22 protein-coding genes and 1 pseudogene are annotated in these 20,976 nt (G+C 64.6%); 10 read left to right on the top strand and 13 right to left on the bottom strand.

Going from position 1 to position 20,976, the window contains the following annotated elements; genetic code table 11:
- Nucleotides 1–55: 55 nt before the first annotated feature.
- The 6 genes from ACRHIG_RS26345 to prpR all read right to left on the bottom strand — a co-directional run bounded on the left by ACRHIG_RS26345 (nucleotide 56) and on the right by prpR (nucleotide 4,047).
- A complete protein-coding gene (locus ACRHIG_RS26345) occupies nucleotides 56–385 on the bottom strand; it encodes a hypothetical protein (protein ID WP_489628422.1) in 330 nt (109 codons plus the stop codon).
- Nucleotides 382–504, bottom strand: coding sequence for a hypothetical protein (locus tag ACRHIG_RS26340; RefSeq protein ID WP_489628421.1), 123 nt, complete (start codon nucleotides 502–504; stop codon nucleotides 382–384). Before ACRHIG_RS26340 ends, ACRHIG_RS26345 begins: the two co-directional genes overlap by 4 nt.
- A 15-nt stretch (nucleotides 505–519) precedes the next feature.
- Nucleotides 520–1,071, bottom strand: coding sequence for an alpha/beta fold hydrolase (locus ACRHIG_RS26335; protein WP_489630878.1), 552 nt, complete (start codon nucleotides 1,069–1,071; stop codon nucleotides 520–522).
- The gene (locus ACRHIG_RS26330; RefSeq protein ID WP_489628420.1) at nucleotides 1,035–1,388 is read right to left on the bottom strand and encodes a hypothetical protein; all 354 of its coding nucleotides are present in this window, start codon (nucleotides 1,386–1,388) and stop codon (nucleotides 1,035–1,037) included. Before ACRHIG_RS26330 ends, ACRHIG_RS26335 begins: the two co-directional genes overlap by 37 nt.
- Before the next feature lie 90 nt (nucleotides 1,389–1,478).
- The gene (locus tag ACRHIG_RS26325) at nucleotides 1,479–2,405 is read right to left on the bottom strand and encodes a phytanoyl-CoA dioxygenase family protein (RefSeq protein ID WP_489628419.1); all 927 of its coding nucleotides are present in this window, start codon (nucleotides 2,403–2,405) and stop codon (nucleotides 1,479–1,481) included.
- Between the two features lie 25 nt (nucleotides 2,406–2,430).
- The gene (gene prpR, locus ACRHIG_RS26320) at nucleotides 2,431–4,047 is read right to left on the bottom strand and encodes a propionate catabolism operon regulatory protein PrpR (RefSeq protein ID WP_489628418.1); all 1,617 of its coding nucleotides are present in this window, start codon (nucleotides 4,045–4,047) and stop codon (nucleotides 2,431–2,433) included.
- A 693-nt stretch (nucleotides 4,048–4,740) separates the two neighbouring features.
- Between prpR and ACRHIG_RS26315 the strand changes: the two genes are divergently transcribed.
- Nucleotides 4,741–7,917, top strand: a complete 3,177-nt coding sequence (locus ACRHIG_RS26315) for a sensor domain-containing protein (protein WP_489628417.1) — start codon at nucleotides 4,741–4,743, stop codon at nucleotides 7,915–7,917.
- Here the strand turns inward: ACRHIG_RS26315 and xth are convergent, their stop codons facing one another.
- Nucleotides 7,918–8,682: an exodeoxyribonuclease III gene (xth, locus tag ACRHIG_RS26310; protein WP_475415197.1), complete on the bottom strand. Its 765-nt coding sequence runs from the start codon at nucleotides 8,680–8,682 to the stop codon at nucleotides 7,918–7,920.
- 566 nt (nucleotides 8,683–9,248) lie between these two features.
- On the opposite strand from xth, the gene ACRHIG_RS26305 reads away from it, so the two are divergent.
- The 4 genes from ACRHIG_RS26305 to ACRHIG_RS26290 are packed head-to-tail and all read left to right on the top strand — an operon-like array spanning nucleotide 9,249 to nucleotide 10,876.
- Nucleotides 9,249–9,635 carry a phiTE_015 family protein gene (locus ACRHIG_RS26305; protein WP_489628416.1) on the top strand — a complete coding sequence of 129 codons (387 nt, stop codon included), beginning with the start codon at nucleotides 9,249–9,251 and terminating at the stop codon, nucleotides 9,633–9,635.
- Nucleotides 9,636–9,645: 10 nt separating this feature from the next.
- Nucleotides 9,646–9,834: a DUF1653 domain-containing protein gene (locus ACRHIG_RS26300; RefSeq protein WP_034782199.1), complete on the top strand. Its 189-nt coding sequence runs from the start codon at nucleotides 9,646–9,648 to the stop codon at nucleotides 9,832–9,834.
- Between the two features lie 32 nt (nucleotides 9,835–9,866).
- The gene (locus ACRHIG_RS26295; RefSeq protein ID WP_230538379.1) at nucleotides 9,867–10,337 is read left to right on the top strand and encodes a CreA family protein; all 471 of its coding nucleotides are present in this window, start codon (nucleotides 9,867–9,869) and stop codon (nucleotides 10,335–10,337) included.
- A gap of 11 nt (nucleotides 10,338–10,348) precedes the next feature.
- On the top strand, nucleotides 10,349–10,876 hold the full coding sequence (locus tag ACRHIG_RS26290) for a hypothetical protein (RefSeq protein ID WP_489628415.1): 528 nt from the start codon (nucleotides 10,349–10,351) through the stop codon (nucleotides 10,874–10,876).
- A gap of 189 nt (nucleotides 10,877–11,065) precedes the next feature.
- On the opposite strand, the pseudogene ACRHIG_RS26285 reads toward ACRHIG_RS26290, so the two are convergent.
- Nucleotides 11,066–12,556: pseudogene (locus ACRHIG_RS26285) on the bottom strand (leucyl aminopeptidase).
- Nucleotides 12,557–12,623: 67 nt separating this feature from the next.
- Here ACRHIG_RS26285 and lptF point away from each other — a divergent pair.
- The 4 genes from lptF to ACRHIG_RS26265 are packed head-to-tail and all read left to right on the top strand — an operon-like array spanning nucleotide 12,624 to nucleotide 16,307.
- Nucleotides 12,624–13,769, top strand: a complete 1,146-nt coding sequence (lptF, locus tag ACRHIG_RS26280) for an LPS export ABC transporter permease LptF (protein ID WP_475415201.1) — start codon at nucleotides 12,624–12,626, stop codon at nucleotides 13,767–13,769.
- A complete protein-coding gene (gene lptG, locus ACRHIG_RS26275; protein WP_475415202.1) occupies nucleotides 13,766–14,935 on the top strand; it encodes an LPS export ABC transporter permease LptG in 1,170 nt (389 codons plus the stop codon). Before lptF ends, lptG begins: the two co-directional genes overlap by 4 nt.
- A complete protein-coding gene (locus tag ACRHIG_RS26270) occupies nucleotides 14,935–15,342 on the top strand; it encodes a sirohydrochlorin chelatase (RefSeq protein WP_489628414.1) in 408 nt (135 codons plus the stop codon). Before lptG ends, ACRHIG_RS26270 begins: the two co-directional genes overlap by 1 nt.
- On the top strand, nucleotides 15,339–16,307 hold the full coding sequence (locus ACRHIG_RS26265; protein ID WP_489628413.1) for a Stealth CR1 domain-containing protein: 969 nt from the start codon (nucleotides 15,339–15,341) through the stop codon (nucleotides 16,305–16,307). The genes ACRHIG_RS26270 and ACRHIG_RS26265 overlap by 4 nt, the downstream gene beginning before the upstream one ends.
- Here ACRHIG_RS26265 and ACRHIG_RS26260 read toward each other — a convergent pair.
- Entirely contained in the window at nucleotides 16,304–16,936 is a 633-nt protein-coding gene (locus ACRHIG_RS26260) for a hypothetical protein (protein WP_489628412.1), read from the bottom strand. The genes ACRHIG_RS26265 and ACRHIG_RS26260 overlap by 4 nt on opposite strands.
- Here ACRHIG_RS26260 and ACRHIG_RS26255 point away from each other — a divergent pair.
- The gene (locus tag ACRHIG_RS26255) at nucleotides 16,935–17,150 is read left to right on the top strand and encodes a hypothetical protein (RefSeq protein ID WP_489628411.1); all 216 of its coding nucleotides are present in this window, start codon (nucleotides 16,935–16,937) and stop codon (nucleotides 17,148–17,150) included. The two genes, ACRHIG_RS26260 and ACRHIG_RS26255, sit on opposite strands and share 2 nt — an antisense overlap.
- A gap of 47 nt (nucleotides 17,151–17,197) precedes the next feature.
- Here the strand turns inward: ACRHIG_RS26255 and cobA are convergent, their stop codons facing one another.
- The 4 genes from cobA to ACRHIG_RS26235 are packed head-to-tail and all read right to left on the bottom strand — an operon-like array spanning nucleotide 17,198 to nucleotide 20,973.
- Entirely contained in the window at nucleotides 17,198–17,962 is a 765-nt protein-coding gene (gene cobA, locus ACRHIG_RS26250) for a uroporphyrinogen-III C-methyltransferase (protein WP_489628410.1), read from the bottom strand.
- A gap of 27 nt (nucleotides 17,963–17,989) precedes the next feature.
- Nucleotides 17,990–19,306 carry a sulfate adenylyltransferase subunit 1 gene (locus ACRHIG_RS26245; protein WP_489628409.1) on the bottom strand — a complete coding sequence of 439 codons (1,317 nt, stop codon included), beginning with the start codon at nucleotides 19,304–19,306 and terminating at the stop codon, nucleotides 17,990–17,992.
- Complete coding sequence (cysD, locus tag ACRHIG_RS26240; RefSeq protein ID WP_475415217.1) at nucleotides 19,306–20,223, bottom strand: sulfate adenylyltransferase subunit CysD; 918 nt, start codon at nucleotides 20,221–20,223, stop codon at nucleotides 19,306–19,308. The genes ACRHIG_RS26245 and cysD overlap by 1 nt, the downstream gene beginning before the upstream one ends.
- Nucleotides 20,224–20,256: 33 nt before the next feature.
- Nucleotides 20,257–20,973: a phosphoadenylyl-sulfate reductase gene (locus ACRHIG_RS26235; RefSeq protein ID WP_489628408.1), complete on the bottom strand. Its 717-nt coding sequence runs from the start codon at nucleotides 20,971–20,973 to the stop codon at nucleotides 20,257–20,259.
- Between the last annotated feature and the right edge of the window lie 3 nt (nucleotides 20,974–20,976).

The raw sequence follows: 20,976 nt of genomic DNA, 5'->3' as shown, positions 1-20,976 counted from the left end.
TGCGCGCCGAAATGCACGCGTGTGTGTGCCTTCCGATTCCAGCAGGCGGATATCGTCAAACGCGACAAACCAGCAGCGTTCCCCATCCTTGATGAAGACCTTGCGACAGCGCGGTGAAGTAAAACACCGTCCAGGTCAGGAAGACCCCGAACCAGAACAGCAGCGCGCCGGGCAGCCAGGCCAGGCCGCGCAAGACATCGGGCGGATACATGACGTGGAAGGCGGCCGTCACGCTGGCCGTCTGGATGAGGGCCAGCAGGGCCAGCGCCGGCACGATGCGTTTCCAGCGCAAACCGTTCGCCGCCCAGCCGCGCCGGCGCAGGACGCCGTGCCACAGGTGCGACAGCAGCAGCCCGTCCAGCGATCCCCAGCAGGCAATCGTCACGAGATGCGCAGCTGCGAGGAGCCGCCATACACGCTGTTGAACAGGGCGAGCGCGCCCCAGCCGGCCAGCTGGAAGGTCCAGTACCAGTTGATCCTGGCCAGCAGCGGCGGACGTTGCACGGGCGCGCTCACCGCTTAGTCCAGGAACTGTTCGATGCGCGCATACATCCAGTCCGGCTGGTCGTACATGATGAAGTGGCGCGCCGTGTCGGCCAGCGCGATCTGCACGCCCGGCAACTGGCGGTACTGCTGCTGGAAGGTCGCTTCGATGGCGGCGCGCGGCGCATAGTCCTTGTAGGCGATCCAGGTGCCCAGCACCAGCGTGGGCGATTGCACTTTCACCAGGTCCTGGCGCAGGTCGCTGGCCATCAGCGTGCCCATGGCGCTGATGACGCTTTCGCGGTCCGAGCGCTGGCCCCAGCCGATGATGCGTTCCACGTCGGCCGTCGCCGTCGCCATGCCGGCGATGGTGCGGCGCTGGCTGGCGGCGTAGGTGGCGTCATCCTGTGCGCGCATGGCTGCTTGCATCTGCGTTGCCAAGGCTTGCAGCTGCGGCGGCGTGGCGTCTGGCATTTGCGCCGCGCCCAGTGCCGGCAGCGAGTCGACGATCAGCAGCTTGCCCGTCCGGGCCGGGTGGTCGATGGCCATTTTCAGGGCCAGGAAGCCGCCAAGGCTATGCCCGAGGATGGCTGGCCCAGTTTTTCCGCCACGATGTAGGCGGCCAGCTGCTGCTCCGCCTGCGCCAGCAAGTCGCCTTCGATGGGCGCCACGCCGGCAAAGCCGGCCAGGGTCAGCACGTGGCATTGACGCGCGGTGTGCGGCCCGCACAGGCGCGCCACCGTGCCTTGCCAGACGTCGCCCGACGAGGCCAGGCCGGGAATCAGGATCAGCGGGCGCCCCTGGCCCGTGACGTCGACCGTGAATACCGTGGGCGCGGCGGCCAGGCTGGCGCCAGCCGCCAGCAGGGTACTGAGCAAGATCAATGTTTGCAGTGTACGTTTCATGGGGTACTCCTCCTTGACGACCATGCTAGCGGCGCGGGCGTTCGGCCGCCAGCGCCGCGGGATGAGCGGCGGCAGGGCGGGATGCGTGGCTCAGATCCACGCATCCTGGTCCTGGCAGTGTTCGGGATGGTAGGTCAGGTATTGCACCATGCGCGGCGCCGGGCCGCGGTTGGGCGTGGCGCAATGGGGCAGGGCCTGGTGCCAGATGATGAAATCGCCGGCCATGCCTTCGACGGGCACGGGCCGCAGGTCTTCGACGGCCCATTCGCGCGGCTGGCGCCCGGGCGGCACTTGCCGCAGCCAGTCGGCCACGTGCCGCTGGAAGCCGGGCACGCAGTGAAGGGCGCCGTGCTGCGCCGGACAGTCGCTCAGGTACAGCATGCCTTGCAGCTTGAACGGAATCGGCTGTTGCAGGCTGACGTCCCAGTGCAGGGCGCTGCCAAGGAAGCGGTGCTGCGGCGTTTCCGGCGGATTGAAGCTCACCTTGTCGATGCTGGCGTAGATACCGGTGCCGACGCCGTACAATTGTTGGTAGGCGTGGCGTATGTGCGCGCCGTGGCGGTTTTCCTCGAGGGCCGGATGGTCGGAAAACTGCAGCATCAGGCCCCGTTTTCCCGGGTGCGGCCGGTACCACGATGCCGGCTCGTCGGGGGAGGCGCCCAGGTAGTCCCAGATGGCCGTTTGTGCGGCGAGGCACTGCGCGCGCGGCACGGCGCCGCGCAGCACCAGATAGCCGTGCTCGTCGAAATGGCGCAGCTCGGCGGCGGACAGCACGTCCTGGTGGGGACTGGCGGCGTGCGCCGGACGGACGCGCGTGCGGCCAGCCAGCCACGCCTGGAAGGCTTCCAGCGTCGGGCGTTGCTGATACAGGAAGTGCAGCGCGTCTTCCATGGAAATGCCGCGCGCGTACAGGGCCTGGATGTCCCGCTGGTCGCGGGCCAGCCCCTGCTTGCCTGTCGCGCCGGCGTGTCCCGTGCAGCGCTGCCATAAATCGTGCAGGTGAGGCCAGTCTTTCATGATGTTGTTCGTCTGGGTGAAAAAATCAGCCGGCGCGCAGGCGGCGCCACAAGGTGGTGCGGCTGATGCCGAGGTAATGGGCGGCGGCGTCGCGGCGCCCGCCGAAGCGCGCCAGCACGGTGCTGGCGCTTTCGTCCTCCAGGCGCGGCGCGGCGGTCGCCGGCGCCGGTGCCGCCGTGCCGCCTGCGTTGCCCAGTTCCGGCGCCACGCCGAGCACGAAGGCGGGAGTGAGCGCCTGCAGCGGTTCGGCGGCCAGGAACAGGGCCAGGCGCTCGGCCAGGTTGCGCAGTTCGCGCACGTTGCCGGGCCAGCCGTAGCGGCGCAGCAGCGGCGCGCAAGCCTGGATTTCCGCGTGCAGGTTGGGGTGCGGACGGGCGCCCAGCGCGGCCAGCGCGTTTTTCAGCGACCATTCGGCCAGGCCGGGAATGTCGCCGGCGCGTTCGCGCAAGGCGGGCAAATGCAGTCGCAGCACGGCCAGGCGGTAGAACAGGTCGGCGCGGAAGCGTCCTTCGCGGATGCGTTGCTCCAGGTCGCAATGCGTGGCGCTGATGATGCGCACATTGATGGCGATGGGCCGCGTGCCGCCCACGCGCACCACTTCACGCTCTTCCAGCACGCGCAGCAGCCGCGTTTGCAGGGCCAGCGGCATTTCGCCGATTTCGTCGAGGAACAGGGTGCCGTGGTTGGCCGCCTCGAACAGGCCCGCATGGCCGCCCCGGCGCGCGCCCGTGAAGGCCCCGTCCTCGTGGCCGAACAGTTCCGATTCCAGCAAAGATTCGGCGATGGCACCGCAATTGATGGCGATGAAGGGCCGGTTCGCGCCCAGGTTGCGCGGGCTTTCGCAGTGGATCGCCTGCGCCACCAGTTCCTTGCCGCTGCCCGTCTCGCCCTGGATCAGCACCGTCGCCGGCGAGCGGGCGTACAGCACCACCGACTGGCGCAGCCCTTCCATCGCCTCCGATTCGCCGCGCAAATCGTGCAGGCCATGGCGCGCGCGCAGGGTGTCGGTCACCACCGCGCGCCGCCCCCGGTTCGATTCGATCTGGGTCAGGCGCGCCAGTTCCAGCGCATCGTCGAAGGCGCGCCGGATGGCCGTGGCCGAATACACGAAGACGGCGGCCAGTCCCGCTTCCTCGGCCAGGTCGGTGACGAGGCCCGCGCCGACGATGGCCTTGACGCCCTCGGCCTTCAGTTCATTGATCTGCGCGCGCGCGTCTTCCTCGGTGGCGTAGGTGCGCTGCGCGATCCGGAAGCCGAAAGTGGCGGCAAATTCGGCCAGTTCCGGCATCGGGTCCTGGTAGGTGACGACGCCGATGTGCGGCGAAATGCGCCGCGCGCGCGCCAGCGCCTGCATCACGTCGTAGCCGCTGGCCTTGGCGATGATGACGGGCACCGACAGCCGGCCTTTCAGGTAGGCGCCGTTGGAACCGGCCGCGATGACGGCGTCGCAGCGCTCCGTGGCCATGCGTTCGCGGATGTGGCGCACGGCGTCGTCGAAGCCCAGGTTGATCGGTTCGATCGTCGCCAGGTCGTCGTATTCGAGCGTGATGTCGCGGAACAGGTCGAACAGCCGCGAGACGGAAACGGTCCAGATGACGGGTTTGTCGCGGTGGTCGAGCGGAGGTTGGGGAGGGCGGCGCATGCTTTATTCTAAACGATTTGTTTCAATTTTTTGCCATGCAACGCCGTTGCAACGGGCGTGTTGCACATGCTCTGTGGCGTTTCAGATATTGCCAATAAGGAATATGAAAAAACGGCGGGAAACTGGTTTATGATCTAGCAGCACCATGATGCTTGGAAGAATGTGTTTCCCCAGGCACATGTTCACTTTGTCTTTAACCATCCATGGTGTCCATGAAGCGCGTACCGACCAGTCCCGATTTCATCGCCGATGCCTTGCAGCTGATCGCCTTGCCCGCGTGCGCCTGCGATGCCTGCGGCATGGTGGTGGCGGCGAATGGCGCCTTGAACGCCTTGCTGGGCAGGGATGTGACGGGCCGCCTGCTGGCCGACTGTTTTACGGACGCCTACCGCGCGTCGAGCACGAGCATGCTGCGCGGCGCGCTCGGCGCGGCCGGGCGCGAGCGGCACTGGGACAGCAGCCTGCAAGGGGAGGCGGGCGCCATCGCCGTGCAGGTCTGGTCCAGGCCCCTGCTGGTGGACGATGGCTTGCCGGGCGCGACCCTCGTGTTTGCCGACATCCGCGTGCAGCAGCGCGACCAGCAAGCCTTGCGCAAGACCTTGCTGGAACAGCAGGCGATCTGGAAAGCGCCGCCGTCGGCATCGTGTTTTCCAAGGGGGCTTCATCGAGGAGTGCAATATCCGCGCCGCCGAGATGCTCGGCTATGCGCGCCACCAGCTGACGGGCATGCCGGGCGCGGTGCTGTACCGCTCCGCCGAGCATTGCCGCGCGCTGGGGCTGGAAGCGGCGCCGCTGCTCTCGAAGGGCAAGCCATACCGCACGGAGCTGGAATTGCGGCGCCAGGACGGCACCTTGTTCTGGAGCCGCCTGCACGGGCGCGCCGTCGATCCCCTCAATACGCATGACGGCACGGTGTGGATCATCGAGGATATCAGCGACCATCGGCGCGATGAAGACCAGCTGCGCCGCGCCATGCTGGAAATGCAGGCCGTAATGGACAACGCGCCGCTGGCCATCGGTTTTCAGCGCGACAAGGGCGTGCTGCGCTACAACCGGCGCTTCGCGGAATGCTTCGGCTTCGATGGCGACAGCGGCGTGGGCCTGGCCGTCGCCGACCTGTATCCGTCGCGCGCGGCCTACGAGAACGTGGTGCGGCAGGCCGCGCCCCTGCTGCGGCGCGGCTTGCCGTTCCAGGGCGAGATGGAGATGCGCCGCCGCGACGGCTCGACGTTCTGGGCGCTGGCGTATGGCTATGTGCTGAATCCCGAGAGCCAGGCCGACCGCGCGCTGCGCGACACGATCTGGCTGTTCGACGACCGCAGCGCGCAGAAGGCGGCCGAGGAGGCCACGCGCCAGCTGATGCTGGAGCAGCAGGCCATCCTCGACAACGCCTCCGTCGGCATCCTGTTTTCGCGTTCGCGCCTGATCCTGCGCTGCAATCCCCGCTTCGCCGAAATGTTCGGCTACGCGCAGGAGGAGATGAAGGGACTGCCCGCCGCCGAACTGTTTCCCTCGCCCGCCGCCTACGAGGCGTTTGGCGTGCAAGCGACGCCGCTGCTGGGGCAGGGCTTGCCGTACGAGCAGGACGAGTCGCTGTTCCGCCGCCGCGACGGCAGCCTGTTCTGGTGCCGCATCCGCGCCAAGGCCGTCGACCAGACGCACAGCGAGCAGGGCGCCATCTGGATCCTCGAAGACATCACGGCCAGCCGCCAGGCGCAGATGGAGGTGGCGGCCATCATGACGAACGCCTCGGTGAGCATCCTGTACACCAAGAACCGCCAGATCACGCGCTACAACCTGGGCTTTGCGGCGATGTTCGGCTACAGCGGCGACGAGGCGCTGGGCCTGCCCGGGCGCGCGCTGTACGTGTCGCAGCAGTCCTACGACCTGCTGGGCGCGGCGGCCTTTCCCTTCCTGTCGGTGGCCAAGCCCTTCCAGACGGAAGTGGAGATGATGCGCCGCGACGGCAGCACCTTGTGGGCGCAGCTGATCGCCTATGTCGTCAATCCGGACGATCCCGCCGCCGGCACCATCTGGATCATCGAGGACCGCACGGAAGCGAAGCGCGCCGAAGAATCCCTGCGCAACGCGCTGCTGGAAAACCAGGCCATCCTCGACAGCGCCGTGCTGGGCATCTCGGTGGTGGAGGGCGGCCACAATTTGCGCGCCAACAGCAAGATGGAAGAGCTGTTCGGCTATGGACCCGGCGAGATCAACGGCCTGTCGGTGCAATCCCTGTACCCGGACGTGGCCGCGTGGAAGGCGGCGCGCGGCGAGACGGCGCGCGATTTCGAGGCGGGCAGGGTGCACATGTCGGAGTACCAGCTGGTGCGCAAGGATGGCAGCCGCTTCTGGGCGCGCCTGTCCGGCCGGCCGTTCGACCTGGCGCATGCGCATGGCCGTTCCGTGTGGCTGGTCGACGACGTGACGGCGCGCCGCGAGGCGGCCGAGGCGGTGCGCCGCGCGCGCGACGAGCTGGAATTGCGGGTGCAGGAACGCACGGCCGAACTGGCCGGCGCCAACCTGCTGCTGCAGGGCGAGATCGTCGAGCGGCGCCAGGCCGAGGCGCGGGTGCACCACATGGCCTACCACGACAACCTGACGGGCTTGCCGAACCGCGCGCTGCTGTCGGACCGGCTGGAGCGGGCCATGCTGGCTTCGCAGCGCTCGGAACGCAAGCTGGCCGTGATGTTCATCGACCTCGATCGTTTCAAGACCATCAACGATTCGCTGGGCCACATGACGGGCGACCTGCTGCTCAAGGAAGTGGCCGCCCGGCTGTGCGGCGCCGTGCGCGCCAGCGACACGGTGGCGCGCCTGGGCGGCGATGAATTCGTCGTGCTGGTGCCGGGCATCCGTGGCGCCGATGAAGCGGCGCGCGTGGCCGAGAAGATCATCGAGGCGCTGACGCCCGCCTTTCCGCTCGATGGCCACGTGCTGCACGTGACGCCGTCGATCGGCATCTGCCTGTATCCGGACGATGGCGGCGATGTCGACGCCCTGATGCGCCATGCCGATGCCGCCATGTACCACGCCAAGGGCAACGGCCGCAACAACTACCAGTTCTTCACGCAGACGATGAACCAGGCGGCGGCCCTGCACTTCGACCTGGAAAGCAGCTTGCGCACGGCGCTGGCGCTGCAGCAGTTCGAACTGTTTTACCAGCCCGTCATCGATATCGCCACGCGCCGCCTGCACGGCATGGAAGTGCTGCTGCGCTGGCGCCGCCCGGGCCACGGCCTGGTGCTGCCGGACCGCTTCATTCCCATCATGGAGGAGAACGGCCTGATCGTGCCGGTGGGCGAGTGGGTCATGCGCCAGGCGTGCGAGCAAAGCATGGCCTGGCAGCGCCAGGGCTTGCAGCCGGTGCCCCTGGCGGTGAATCTGTCGCCGCGGCAGTTCATGCACAAGGGCCTGGTGGCGGCCATCGGCGCCGTCGTGCGGGAAACGGGCATCGATCCGGCGCTGCTGGAATTCGAGATCACCGAGACGGCGCTGATGCAGCACGGCGAGCATACCCTGGAGATTTTGCGCCAGATCAATGGCATGGGCTTGCGCCTGTCGATCGACGATTTCGGCACCGGCTATTCCAGCCTGGCCTACCTGAAGCGCTTCCCCGTGAAGAAGGTCAAGATCGACCGCGCCTTCATCAAGGACCTCGAGCACAGCGCGGAAGACCGCGCCATCGTGGCGGCCATCATCGCGCTGGCCGACAGCCTGCAATTGTCGGCCGTGGCCGAGGGCGTGGAAACGGAGGAACAGTTCGCCCTGCTGCAGGCGCACGGCTGCCGCTATGCGCAGGGCTATCTGTTTTCCGCGCCCGTGCCAGCAGCGAATGCGCAGTCGCTGCTGGAGCGGATAGCCGTCTAGTTAATCAATCGTCGCCACGACGGGCGCATGATCGGACGGCTGTTCCCACTTGCGCGGCACGCGGTCGATCACGCAGGCCGTGCAGCGGCCTGCCAGGGCGGGCGAGAGGAGGATGTGATCGATGCGCAGACCCTTGTTCAGGCGGAAGCCCAGCTGGCGGTAATCCCACCAGCTGAACGATTTTTCCGCCTGCTCGAACAGGCGGAAGGCATCCGTCAGGCCGATGTCGAACAGGCGTTGCAGGGCGGCGCGTTCCTTGTCCGAGACCAGCACCTGGCCTGCCCAGGCGACGGGGTCGTGCACGTCGCGGTCGTCGGGGGCGATATTGTAGTCGCCGACGACGGCCAGTTGCGGGTGCTGCTGCGCTTCTTCGGCCAGCCAGTCGTGCAGGGCGGACAGCCAGCCCAGCTTGTATTCGTATTTGTCCGAGTCGACGCTCTGGCCGTTCGGCACATAGGCGCAGACGACGCGCACGCCGGCGATGGTGGCGGCCAGGATGCGCTGCTGCGCATCGTCATAGCGCGGGTTGTTCTTCACCACGTCGGTGATCGGCAGCTTCGACAGGATGGCCACGCCGTTGTAGGTCTTCTGGCCGCTGAAGACCACCTGGTAGCCGGCCGCCTCGATGTCGGCGACAGGGAACTTGTCATCCGTGAGCTTGGTCTCTTGCAGGCACAGTATGTCGACCGGGTTGTCGGTCAGCCACTGCAGCACTTGCGGCAGGCGCACTTTGAGCGAGTTGACGTTCCAGGTGGCGAGTTTCATGGGAAAAATCCTTGCTTGAGTAGGTGACGATTGGGTGGCGATAGGCGCGAATCTTACCGCATGCGTGCCGATGGCGTCCTGCCCCGCCTGCCGGGCACGGGCTGTATCGCCTGACAGCGCAAAAGCGGTAGCAATAAAGTATTTTCATTTAACCAATCGTGACGCATGAATATTATGTTTTTGTGTATCATTGATCAACCACTCTGCTTGATTTGGCATAAGTGGCTGGCGTGGCAGGCTGCGTCTCGCCGCTTGACGCGACAAAGGTGTAAAGTTTCTGGCTAAAACGCGATAAAAACTACTAAAATGGCACAATGTAACAACTGTGTCATACGGCTTTGTTACAGCCAAGTTAAGAACCGAACAGGAAGCAGTTGTAATTCGTTGTAATTGCTATTCCGATTACATGACCACTGTGCCGGGGACGGAACGTTAATTCCGCCCTTGGCGCCGCCAAACTTGTTATATAAATTGCAGTACTATATCTATGAGACTGTTTTGCGACATCAATAGATGGTACTATTTTGAAATGTTGCAGTTTTAATAGTGAGACTTGCGCGTAGCATTTGCAAAGGAAGAAAATGCGAACTGCATTTGAAGCGTGGGCGCAGCGTGACGGCCACATTGTGCGGCGAAGAGAAGACAAACCGGATGAGTACCTGATTTTCGAGACCCAGCGCCGCTGGGTTATCTGGCAGGCAGCTCTGACGCATGGCAAGACGGCGACCAAGCCGCGTGTGAGCGCGGCCGAAAAGGCGGCGAAAGCCCAGCGCGCGCTGGAAATGTCCTCCGATGAAGCGACCGTGCGCAACAAGGTGCTCAATGAGGTGCTCGATGCCTTCAGCGGCGCCGATGGCGCGGCCGGTATGGAAGGCATACTGAAAGTGATCCAGGGCCTGAAGATGAAGCAGAAGGCACTGGCCGACGACAAGAGCGAAGATTCAACGGCTTGAGGGGACGGCGATGCGTTATCGGCACTACAAGGGCGGCATTTATGAGCTGGTGTGCGAAGCCACGCTGGAAGCGGATCTGACGCCAATGATCGTGTATCGCGCCGCGGATGGTTCCATCTGGACCCGGCCGAAGGACGTGTTCTTTCAACTGATCGAAGTCGAAGGCGTCATGGTCCAGCGTTTCGCTCCCATCAACTGATGGCCGCCTGCGTGCGTGCCCGGGATTCTTTCATGCGTAAATTGCTGCCTGCCGCCTTGGTGCTGGCCTTTGCCTGCGCCGCGGCGCATGCCGAAACCATCGGTTCGGTCGACACGGTGTTCAAGCTGATCGGCCCTGACCATAAGATCGTCGTCGAAGCGTATGACGATCCCCGCGTCGCTGGCGTCAGCTGCTATCTGTCGCGCGCCAAGACGGGCGGCATCAAGGGCGCCGTCGGCCTGGCCGAGGACAAGGCCGATGCGGCCGTGGCTTGCCGCCAGGTCGGGCCGCTGCAATTCAAGGGCAAGCTGCCGCGCCAGGAAGAAGTGTTTACCGAGCGTGCCTCGATCTTCTTCAAGCACGTGCGCGTCGTGCGCATGGTCGACAGCAAGCGCAATGCGCTCGTCTACCTCGTGTATTCCGACCGCCTGATCGAGGGCAGCCCGAAAAACAGCGTCACCGCCGTCGCCGTGCCCGGCGACCAGCCTATCCCCGTCCGTTAAGCGAGCTTCCCATGCGCCTGCCGCTGTCTGCTCCCCTTGCCGTCAGGACGCTGCTGCTGCTCGGCCTGGGCGGCTGCGCCACCCTGACGGGCAATACGGAGCAGATGGTGCTGGTGCAAACCATCCAGGACAACCGCGAGCTGACGGGCGCCGGCTGCATCCTCAGCAACGACGTGGGCAAGTGGTTCGTCACCACGCCCGGACGCATCACCATCCGCAAGAGCCAGGAGCCGTTGAAGGTCGATTGCCGCAAGCACGGTTCGCCCGCCGTCGCGACGGACGACCACATCGCCCCCAAGCTCAATGGCAGCGTCTGGGGCAATGTCATCCTGACCCTGGGCGTCGGCTATTTCGTCGACCGCAACACGGGCGCCGGCTTCGACTACCCGTCGATCCTGACCATCGTCATGCAGGACCCGGCCCGCCTGGCGCCGCCGCCCGCGCCGATTTCCGCGCCACCGCCCGCACCCGCCGTGCCCGAAACGGTGGTGCAGCCGAAGGTGGCACCGTCGCCTTTGCCCAATCCCGTCGTCTACTGATTAATATCCCACGCATGAAAAAACCGCCAGGGTCAGTGACCGTGGCGGCTGTCTTCTTGCGTAACGACGCCTGACAAAACCGTAGCGAGCGGGAGCTAGTGGTGGCCGAGAAGCGCAGCTGTACTTTATGTACAGCGAGCATCGCCGGCCGCCAATAGCCCCGCGCAGCAGGTTTGGTCTGGCGTTCTCTTAGACGCGGTTGATCAGGAACGTCGTCAGCAGTGGCACTGGACGGCCGGTCGCGCCCTTCGATCCGCCCGATTTCCATGCCGTGCCGGCGATGTCCAGATGCGCCCAGGTGTACTTCTTGGTGAAGTTTTCCAGGAATGCCGCTGCCGTCACCGAACCGCCGCCTGGCGTGCCGATGTTGGCCAGGTCGGCGAAGTTCGACTTCAGCTGTTCGTTGTACGCCTCTTCGATCGGCATGCGCCATGCCGTGTCGCTCGACTGCTTGCCCGCTGCCAGCAATTCATTGGCCAGCTGGTCATGCGCCGCATCGCTGCGTGTAAACAGGCCGCTGTTGTGGTGGCCCAGGGCGACGACGCAGGCGCCCGTCAGCGTGGCGATGTCGACCACGGCTGCCGGCTTGAAGCGTTCGGCGTAGGTCAGCGCGTCGCACAGCACCAGGCGGCCTTCGGCGTCCGTATTCAGCACTTCGATGGTCAGGCCGTTCATGGAGGTGACGATGTCGCCCGGCTTGGTGGCGCGGCCCGATGGCATGTTTTCGCACGCGGCGATGATGCCGATGACGTTCAGCTTCAGGTTCATTTCGCCGATGGCGCGGAAGGTGCCCAGTACCGAGGCGGCGCCGCACATGTCGTACTTCATTTCATCCATGCCGGGGCCGGCCTTGATCGAAATGCCGCCCGTGTCGAAGGTGATGCCCTTGCCGACCAGGACCACTGGCGCATCCTTGGCCTTGCCGCCCATGTGCTTCAGGACGATGAATTTCGGCGGCTGTTCGCTGCCGTTGGTGACGGACAGGAAGCTGCCCATTTTCAGCGCTTCGAGCTGTTTGCGGTCCAGTACTTCGACTTCGAACTTGTAATCCTTGGCCAGCTGCTTGGCCGTGCTGGCCAGGTAGGTCGGATTGGCGATGTTCGCCGGCAGGTCGCCCAGGTTGCGCGTCAGGTCGGAGCCATTGGCGATGGCGATGGCTTGCGCCAGCGCGCCGCGCGTGGCCGCCGTTGCTGGCGCGGCCAGGACGATCTTGCGCACGCCTGCCGGCGCCGGATCTTTTGCTTTTTTGCGAGTCGCAGCGGTATTCGCTGTCGTGGGCGGCTTGCACCACGCAACGGATTGCCCAATTTACGTCGCGCTCTTTCACTTCCGCCAGCGGTAATGCGATAATGGCGTCCGCAGCGCCCAGCGAGCCGAAGGCCTTCAGTGCGGCTTGTACGCCGGTCGTGAAGCTTTTTCGCTGACAGTGTCATCGCTGCCCATGCCTACCAGCAGAACACGTTCGGCGGCGACGCCATCGACTGCGCGCAGCAGCAAGGTGCTGCCAGGCTTGCCGCTGATGTCGCCGGACTTCAGCGCAGCCGAAATCGCACCCTTGCTGTCCAGCGATTTTGCCGCTGGCGACAGTTTTTTGTTTTCGAATACCGCAACCGCGATGCATCCGCTTTTGGCCGTGCCGAGGGTGCTCTTGGTATCGAATGCTTTTATGCTAAAGTCCATTTGGTTCTCCGTTTTCATTTACTAGTAACGTGTTACTCAACTAACTGATCCGAATTATAAACTCCGAATGATCTTTCAACGCGCCCTTCGACGTGAATTGGCTAGTGCCGCCGGGGCCACCTTCACTGTTTTGTTCAGCATCCTGCTCACCTGGATGCTGATCGGTATTCTCGGCAAGGCGGCGGGCGGCAAGATTGCATCGTCCGACGTCATGTCCCTGATGGTCTTTTCCGCCCTGATGCAGCTGCCCACCATCATCATCCTCACCGGTTTCATTTCGGTGCTGATGGTCGTCACGCGCAGCTACAAGGAGTCGGAGATGGTGGTGTGGTTCGCCTCGGGCCTGAGCCTGTCGCGCTGGATCTGGCCCGTGCTCAGTTTCGGCCTGCCGCTGGTGCTGGCCACCGGTATCCTGAGTTTGTACGCCACGCCGTGGGCGCAAAAGAAAAGCGATGAATATGTGGCGCGCTTTGAAAAGCGCGAAGACCTGCAGAAAGTCACGCCAGGCCAGTTCCGCGAATCGGCCGGCAGCAACCGCATCTTTTTCGTCGAGGGCGTCAGCGGCGAGAAGAACGTGGTGCAGAACGTCTTCGTCAATACCGTCGATGAAAAAGGCAGCGCCGTCGTCGTCGTCGCCAGAGAAGGCGTGATCAATACCGACGCCAAGGGCGAACGCTTCCTGGTGCTCAAGAGCGGCCGCCGCTACCAGGGCGTGCCGACACAGGCGGACTTCCAGACCATGGAATTCGAGCAGTACATCATGCGCATCGAGAGCAAGCAGCAGGAACTGGGCGCGGAACTGGGCGTGCGCGCCATGAGCACCATGGCGCTGGTCGCCGATCCGAATCCCTACACCATGGCCGAGTTGCTGTGGCGGGTCAGCGCGCCGCTGATCGGCCTGATGCTGATCCTGCTGGCCATTCCGCTGGGCTTTGTCAATCCGCGCGCCGGCAGTTCGGCCAACCTGATCATCGCCCTGCTGATTTTCTTCACCTACAGTAACCTGATCAAGGTCATCGAAGCGAGCGTCAAGCAGGGCCGCCTGACCTTCGGCCTGGCCTGGTGGCCGCTGCATCTGCTGGCGGCGCTGGCCGTGGTGGCGCTGTTTGCCTGGCGCCTGAATGTGAACCACCGCTACCATCCGCTGGTCCTGCTGGCGGCCTTCAAGCGCGCGCGCCGCGCCGGCAAACCAAGTAAAGCGGCATCGAAATGAAGATCTTACAGCGCTATTTTGCGGTCTCGATATTCCAGGCGGTGCTGTTCGTGCTGCTGGCCTTCCTGGCACTGCAAGCCTTCATCGACCTGACGGGCGAGCTGCCCAAGGTGGGCCGCAACGGCTATACCATCCAGTACGCCTTCCTGTACGTACTGGTGCTGGTGCCGGGCCACGTGTACGAGGTGATGCCGATCGCGGCGCTGATCGGCACCATCTACACGATGGCGCAATTTGCCGCCAGTTCCGAATTCACCATCATGCGCGCATCGAGCATGTCGACGGCGATGGCTGCCGGTTTCCTGTTCCGCATCGGTATCGTCTTCGTCGTCATCACCTTCATCTTCGGCGAGTTGATCACGCCGCGCACGGAGCCGCTGGCCGAACGCCTGAAGCTGACTTCGCGCGGCGCGGCCGTGTCGAGCGAGTTTCGCTCGGGCCTGTGGACCAAGGACATGGTCAAGAGCGACGGCCTGACGGGCACCGTCACCGGTTCGCGCTTCTTCAACGTGGGCGAAGCGCGTCCCGACGGCCAGCTGAAAAACGTCAAGCTGTATGAATTCGACACCGATATGCGCTTGCGCACCCTCACCGTCGCCAAGGGCGCGACGTATCAGGGCAATAATATCTGGCGCCTGACCGACGTGACGGAAACCTCGTTCTCGAACAGCGCGGCGACCTCGCCCGGCTTCGAGCCGAAGCTGGAAAACTACTATGCGCAGGAAACGAGCCTGGTGCGTACGGTGCAAAGCGCCAGCAAGGACATGACGTCGGAAGTGACGCCGAAGATCCTGACGGTGTCGGCGTCCGATCCCGAGCGCATGTCGGCCAGCGAGCTGGCCGTGTACACGCGTCACCTGGCCGAGAACAAGCAGGAAACGGAGCGTTTCCGCATCGCTTTCTGGAAAAAACTGATCGATCCGCTGGCCATTTTCGTGCTCATGGCGCTGGCGCTGCCGTTCGCCTACATGCATACGCGCAGCGGCGGCATCAGCTTGAAGATTTTCATCGGCATCATGATCGGCGTGAGCTTCATGCTGGTCAACACGCTGTTCTCGCATCTTGGCTTGCTCAGCACCTGGCCGGCCTTCCTGACGGCGGTGGCGCCGAGCGCCCTGTATCTGCTGCTGGCGCTGGGCGCCCTGTGGTGGGTGGAGCGGCACTGATGGAGACGAACGTGAAACAGGCGCTGATCTTGTTTGCCCATGGCGCGCGCGCCGCATCGTGGGCCGCCCCATTCGAGCGCCTGCGCGACCTGACCCAGGCGCGCATGCCCGGCACCAGCGTGCACCTGGCCTTCCCGGAACTGATGACGCCGCGCCTGCCCGAGCTGGTGGCGAGCCTGCTGGCCGAGCTGCCCGCCGGCGCCATCCTCGACGTCACCGTGGTGCCCGTGTTCCTGGGGCAGGGCGGGCATGTGCTGCGCGACTTGCCGCTGCTGCTGGAAGAACTGCGCCAGCAGCATCCGGCACTGCGCCTGAAGGTGGTCGAGGCGGTGGGCGAGAACGCCAGCGTGCTCGCCGCCATCGCCGATTACTGCGTGGCGGCGCCAGGTTCCAGCCCTCTGCCTTGAGCGGCATCGACATCGTCTACCTGTGGGTAGACGGCGCCGATCCCGCCTGGCGCGCGCGCCGGCGGCACGCATATGCCGCCTGGGCGCAGGCGCATCCCGGCCAGCTGGCCTTGCACGGCAACGTGGCGGGGCGCTACCGGGACAACGGCGAACTGCGCTACAACCTGCGCGCGCTCGAGCGCTTCTTCCCCGGCCACGGCCACGTCTACCTGCTGACGGACCGGCAAGTGCCCGCCTGGCTGCGCGCCTCGCCGCGCCTGACGGTGATCGATCACGCGAGCCTGATGCCCGGTGCGTCCCTGCCCGTGTTCGATTCCGGCCATATCGAATCGTACCTGCACCATATTCCGGGCCTGTCCGAACGCTTCCTGTATTTGAACGACGACGTATTTTTCGGCGCGCCGTTCGAGCCTGCATTCTGGTTTGGCGGGGACGGGGACAGGCGTTTGAGCGTTTTCACGGAAAGTGCGCTGCACGATGCGGTGCCGGGCTTGCGCGCCGACGTGGCGGCGCCCGTCAATTGCGCCACGTTGTCGCGGCAATGGCTGTCGGCGCAGTATCCTGCTTACCGGCATGAACCGCGCCTGTATGCGCATGCGCCGCGGCCCATGCTGAAAAGCGCCCTGCATGAATTGGAAGCGCTGGCGCCGGCCATGTTTGCCAGCGTGCGCGCGACGGTGTTCCGCTCGTGGCAGGTGCCGGCCTTGCTGCCCGACCTGGTGCCGCGCTGGATGGTGCATCAGGGGATTGCGCGCTCGCGCATGCTCGACCCGCTGCATATCGCCAGCGGCGATGCCCAGGCGCCGCGGCAGCTTGAGGAGCTGGCGGCGCGTTTCGGCAGCTTGCCGTTTTTCTGCATCAACGATACCTGCGACGAGGCCGGGGACGACGACCCGCGCCTGCTGCGCGTGGCCGCCACCTTGCAGCGGCTGCTGCCGCTGCCGTCTTCATTTGAAATGGCTTAGCGCTTGCCCTTGGGCGCCAGGCTGATGCGGGCGGCGGCCGTGCTGTCGGACAGCGAAGCGAGGAACAGCAGCAAATAGGCGCCCAGTTCGAAGACTTCCTCACCCAGCAGCGCGTAGGCGTCCGGCATGCCATGGAAGACCTTCTTGTCGAACGGCCAGCCGGCCACCATCAGCAAGCCGCCGATGGCCGTCAGGATGGTGATGCGCATGCTGAAAATCAGGCCCGCATGGGCAAACACCTTGCGCGCGCGCGGCGCGAAAAAGATCAGCACGCGTATCAGGATCAGCAATTCCACCACGCGCAGGGCTTTTTCCAGCTGCGCCCAGGCGGGCGCCGTGCCGAACTGGTCGATATCGAGTTCGCGCAGCAGGAAGCCGAACAGCAGGGCCGACAAGCCGGCATGCATGAGGAAGCGCAAGGACTGGCGGTCAGGCTCTTGCCATGCCCGCACGCCGTGCACCGTGCAGGCCAGGGCCAGGAACAGCGCCTGCAGCCATTCCAGCAAATGGTTTTCATCGTCGATATTCGGAAACACCGTCCACAGGGCGATGGAGGTGAGCATGCTTAGCAGCACAGCGCTGGCGACGCCGGCATTGCTGCGGCTGAGCGAAGTCAGGGCTTCGCGCATGGAAGTGAAATTCATGTGTGGTCGTAAGGCTAAAGTTGCGCGGCGCGGTATTGCAGCCTGCGGGCGCAGCTTTTTCGGGGAGATTGCATGGCGGTTTCCGTCAGCCGGAAGACCGCGCGGCAAGCGCTATGGCGGGGCGAAGCGTGATTTTATTGCTATCACGCAACAACTTCTCGAGAAAAGATGCGTGAGCATCGTATCATGTTTCTTCTGAAGACGTCGGTTACTGACTTTAAAGTCGGTAAAATACGCTGTGTTTATTCAAGCATGGCGCGCCAGCATGGCCGCCGTTTCTGCGATGGGCTGGTGCGCGCGCGCGGCCATGGCGTCGCCCAGCATCACCAGCACGGGGCCGTGGGTGTCGCCCAGGCCATGCGCCAGGGCGCTCAGCGTCAGGCGCACGATGCGCTGGTCCGGGCGGCTGCAGTTTTCAATCACCACCACGGGGGTATCGGCCCGGCGGCCCAGAGCCAGCAGGCGCTGCGCCGTGGCGATGGCTTCGCGTCCGCCCATGTATTGCACCAGGGTGTCGCAGTCGGGAATGCGCGTCTGCTCCGGTTCGCCCGGCGCCGTGCTGGACGTGAAAAAGGCCACGCTGCGCGACACGCCCCGCTTGGTCAGCGGCTGCTGTGTGGCGGCCGCCGCCGCCAGCGCCGTGGTAATGCCGGGCACCACTTCGACGGCGATGCCCGCCTCTTCCAGCGTACGCAATTCCTCGTCGGCACGGCCGAACAGCATGGGGTCGCCCCCTTTCAGGCGCACCACGACGGCGTGCTTGCGGGCATTGTCGACCAGCTGCTTGTTGATAAACGCCTGCGCCGTCGATAACTGGCCGCAGCGCTTGCCGACCAGGATCTTGTGCGCCTGCGGGCACAGCTCCAGCATCTCGCTTGTCACCAGCGCGTCGTGCAGCACGACGTCGGCCTGCGCCAGCAGGCGGGCGCCGCGCAAGGTCATCAGATCTTGCGCGCCGGGGCCGGCACCGATCAGGTAGACCTTGCCGGGGAGTGATGGGGAGCTGTGCATATGGCTGCCTTTCCTGGACGAAGCGGGTTAGAGTCGGACCATGCCGGCCGCGACGGTCTGGTGGGTGACTTCATCGATCAGGATGAATGCCCCGGTGGCGCGGATATCGGCATACGCATCGGCCGCCAGCGCCTGCTGCACGTTCAGACTGATGCGGGCGATGTCGTTGAGCTTCAAGCCTTCGGCCGGATGGCGCTGCTGCGTGTTGATGTCGAGGATCGATTCGATCGCCGTCACCTTGGCCGCCGTCTGCTTGGTGCCGTGCTTGATCCAGTACTTGCGGCGCAGGTCCAGCGCGTCTTCCGACAGCCAGCATACGTCGGCCACCACCTGTTTCAGCAGGGTGGCAGGGCGCTCGCTGCTGGCCAGCAGGTCGCCGCGCGAGATATCGAGGTATTCATTCAGCAGCAGGGTCACGGACTGGCCCACCACGGCCGTCGGCAGCGAGCCGTCCAGGGTGACGATATCTTTCACTGTCGCCGTCTGGCCCGACGGCTGCACCACCAGGGTGTCGCCGATGCTGACCTTGCCCGCCTCGATGCGGCCCATGTAGCCGCGGAAGTCGTTCGCTTCGTGGCCGTTGTGGCGCGCCACCAGCTGCACCGGGAAGCGGAACGGCGTGTCGTGCGACTCGTCGTAGACGGACAGCGATTCGAGCAGCTCGATCAGGGTGGGACCCGTGTACCAGCCCAGCTTGTCGCCGCGTTCGACGACGTTGTCGCCCGTCAAGGCGGACAGCGGAATCGGCGTGATGTCCTTCAGACCCAGCGACTGGGCGAATGTGCGGTAGGCCGCGACGATGCGGTTATAGACCGTTTCATCGTAGTCGACCAGGTCCATCTTGTTGACGGCCACGACCACGTGCTCGATCTGCAGCAGATGGGCAATCGTCGAATGGCGCTTGGTCTGGATCAACAGTTCCACGCTGCCGTCGTCACCCAGTTTCACCTTCGACACGTCGATCAGGATGATGACGGCGTCGGCCGTGGAAGCGCCCGTGACCATGTTGCGCGTGTACTGCTCGTGGCCCGGCGTGTCGGCGATGATGAACTTGCGTTTCGGCGTGGCAAAGTAACGGTAGGCCACGTCGATGGTGATGCCTTGCTCGCGTTCCGCTTCCAGGCCGTCCGTCAGCAGCGACAGGTCGACCGTGTCGCCCACCGTGCGCTTGTGCTTGGAGCGCGACATGGCGTCGAGCTGGTCGGCGAAGATGCCCTTGCTGTCGAACAGCAAACGGCCGATCAGGGTGCTCTTGCCGTCATCGACGGAACCGGCCGTGATGAAGCGCAACATGCCGCGCTCCAGGCTGTCGGTGAGAGTGGTGTTCTGGATTGCTGCGTTCATTAGAAATACCCTGCTTTCTTGCGTTTTTCCATCGAGGCTTCGGAAGTCTGGTCATCCATGCGGGTGGCGCCCCGTTCCGTGATTTGCGTGATTGCCGTCTCGGCGATGATGGCGTCCACCGTCGCCGCGTCGGACGACACGGGGCAGGTGCACGAGATATCGCCCACGGTGCGGAAGCGCACGACTTGCGTTTCCACCGTTTCGCCGTCGCGCGGCGGCGTCAGATCCGTCAGCGGCACCAATAAACCGTTGCGCGGGATCACCTGGCGCTCGTGCGCGAAGTAAATCGGCGGCAATTCCAGTTGCTCGCGGGCGATGTATTGCCACACGTCCAGTTCCGTCCAGTTCGAGATGGGGAAGACGCGCATGTTTTCACCCGGATGCACGCGCGTGTTATACAGGTCCCACAGCTCGGGGCGCTGGGCTTTCGGGTCCCAGGCGCCAAATTCGTCGCGGAAGGAAAAGATGCGTTCCTTGGCGCGGGCCTTCTCTTCATCGCGGCGCGCGCCGCCGATGCAGGCGTCAAAACCGTGTTCGGCGATGGTTTCCAGCAAGGTCACGGCTTGCGCCGCGTTGCGCGAATCCGTGGCCGGATTGCGCAGGCGCACGGTGCCGCGCTTGATCGAGTCTTCCACGGAGCCGACGATCAGGCGCTCGCCCAGCTGCGCCACCTTTTTATCACGGAAAGTAATGACTTCCGGGAAGTTATGGCCCGTGTCGATATGCACGAGGGGAAACGGGAACTTGCCCGGGCGGAAGGCCTTCTCGGCCAGGCGCAGCAGGACGACGGAATCCTTGCCGCCGGAAAACAACAGGGCGGGATTGGCCGATTCGGCCGCCACTTCGCGCATGATGTGGATGGCTTCCGATTCAAGACTGTCGAGGTGACGCTGGTTCAAAATATTGCTCATATGGATGCTTTCTTGTTCTGCTGAGTCTGTTGTGTCTGTTCAGGCTGCCACGGATTTGATGCGGATCAACTTGCCGTCCACCATGTGCAGGCCGCATTCCTTGGAATCCGGATTTTCCCACCACCAGCGTCCGGCGCGCACGTCTTCGCCCGGCTGCACGGCCCGCGTGCACGGTTCGCAGCCGATGGACGGGTAGCCCTGGTCGTGCAGCGCGTTGTAGGGCACGTCGTTGGCACGGATATAGTCCCACACATCCTGCTCGGACCAGTCGGCCAGCGGGTTGAATTTCGTCATCGCGTGCGCCGCGTCGTCTTCCTGCACGTGCAATTCGGCGCGCGTGGTGGACTGGGCGCGGCGCTGGCCCGTGACCCAGGCCTTGTTGCCCGCCAGGGCGCGGCCCAGCGGCTCGACCTTGCGGATGCGGCAGCATTCGCGGCGCATCTCGACGCTGTTGTAAAAGGCATTCAGGCCATTCTGTTCCACGTAGGCGGCCACCGCTTCCGGCCTCGGGCGGTACAGGGTGATGTCGTGGTCGTAGCGGGTTTTCACCTTGTCGAGCACGGCCAGGGTTTCCTGGTGCAGCCGGCCCGTTTCCAGGGAAAAGATGCCGATGGGCAGCTTTGCCTTGAGAATCATGTCGGTCAGCACCATGTCTTCGGCTGCCAGGCTGGACGCGAACACGGCCGGCGAAAAATCCGCGGCGATGCGTGTCAGCGTTTGCTCGGTGGCGTCAATCAAAGAAGTCAGATCGCTCATGAT

The sequence above is a fragment of the Janthinobacterium sp. C22 genome (assembly GCF_057919405.1).
The sequence above is the reverse complement of the archived record's forward strand: the minus strand, read 5'-3'. Positions and strand labels throughout refer to the sequence as shown.

Excerpts from the sequence above, each read along its gene's own strand:
- cobA (WP_489628410.1), bottom strand. The coding sequence starts at position 17,962 with ATGCACAGCTCCCCATCACTCCCCGGCAAGGTCTACCTGATCGGTGCC.
- ACRHIG_RS26315 (WP_489628417.1), top strand. The coding sequence starts at position 4,741 with ATGCTCGGCTATGCGCGCCACCAGCTGACGGGCATGCCGGGCGCGGTG.
- lptG (WP_475415202.1), top strand. The coding sequence starts at position 13,766 with ATGAAGATCTTACAGCGCTATTTTGCGGTCTCGATATTCCAGGCGGTG.
- ACRHIG_RS26330 (WP_489628420.1), bottom strand. The coding sequence starts at position 1,388 with ATGAAACGTACACTGCAAACATTGATCTTGCTCAGTACCCTGCTGGCG.
- ACRHIG_RS26245 (WP_489628409.1), bottom strand. The coding sequence starts at position 19,306 with ATGAACGCAGCAATCCAGAACACCACTCTCACCGACAGCCTGGAGCGC.
- ACRHIG_RS26260 (WP_489628412.1), bottom strand. The coding sequence starts at position 16,936 with ATGCGCGAAGCCCTGACTTCGCTCAGCCGCAGCAATGCCGGCGTCGCC.
- ACRHIG_RS26300 (WP_034782199.1), top strand. The coding sequence starts at position 9,646 with ATGCGTTATCGGCACTACAAGGGCGGCATTTATGAGCTGGTGTGCGAA.
- ACRHIG_RS26255 (WP_489628411.1), top strand. The coding sequence starts at position 16,935 with ATGGAAGTGAAATTCATGTGTGGTCGTAAGGCTAAAGTTGCGCGGCGC.
- ACRHIG_RS26290 (WP_489628415.1), top strand. The coding sequence starts at position 10,349 with ATGCGCCTGCCGCTGTCTGCTCCCCTTGCCGTCAGGACGCTGCTGCTG.
- lptF (WP_475415201.1), top strand. The coding sequence starts at position 12,624 with ATGATCTTTCAACGCGCCCTTCGACGTGAATTGGCTAGTGCCGCCGGG.
- ACRHIG_RS26270 (WP_489628414.1), top strand. The coding sequence starts at position 14,935 with ATGGAGACGAACGTGAAACAGGCGCTGATCTTGTTTGCCCATGGCGCG.
- ACRHIG_RS26325 (WP_489628419.1), bottom strand. The coding sequence starts at position 2,405 with ATGAAAGACTGGCCTCACCTGCACGATTTATGGCAGCGCTGCACGGGA.
- xth (WP_475415197.1), bottom strand. The coding sequence starts at position 8,682 with ATGAAACTCGCCACCTGGAACGTCAACTCGCTCAAAGTGCGCCTGCCG.
- ACRHIG_RS26235 (WP_489628408.1), bottom strand. The coding sequence starts at position 20,973 with ATGAGCGATCTGACTTCTTTGATTGACGCCACCGAGCAAACGCTGACA.
- ACRHIG_RS26295 (WP_230538379.1), top strand. The coding sequence starts at position 9,867 with ATGCGTAAATTGCTGCCTGCCGCCTTGGTGCTGGCCTTTGCCTGCGCC.
- prpR (WP_489628418.1), bottom strand. The coding sequence starts at position 4,047 with ATGCGCCGCCCTCCCCAACCTCCGCTCGACCACCGCGACAAACCCGTC.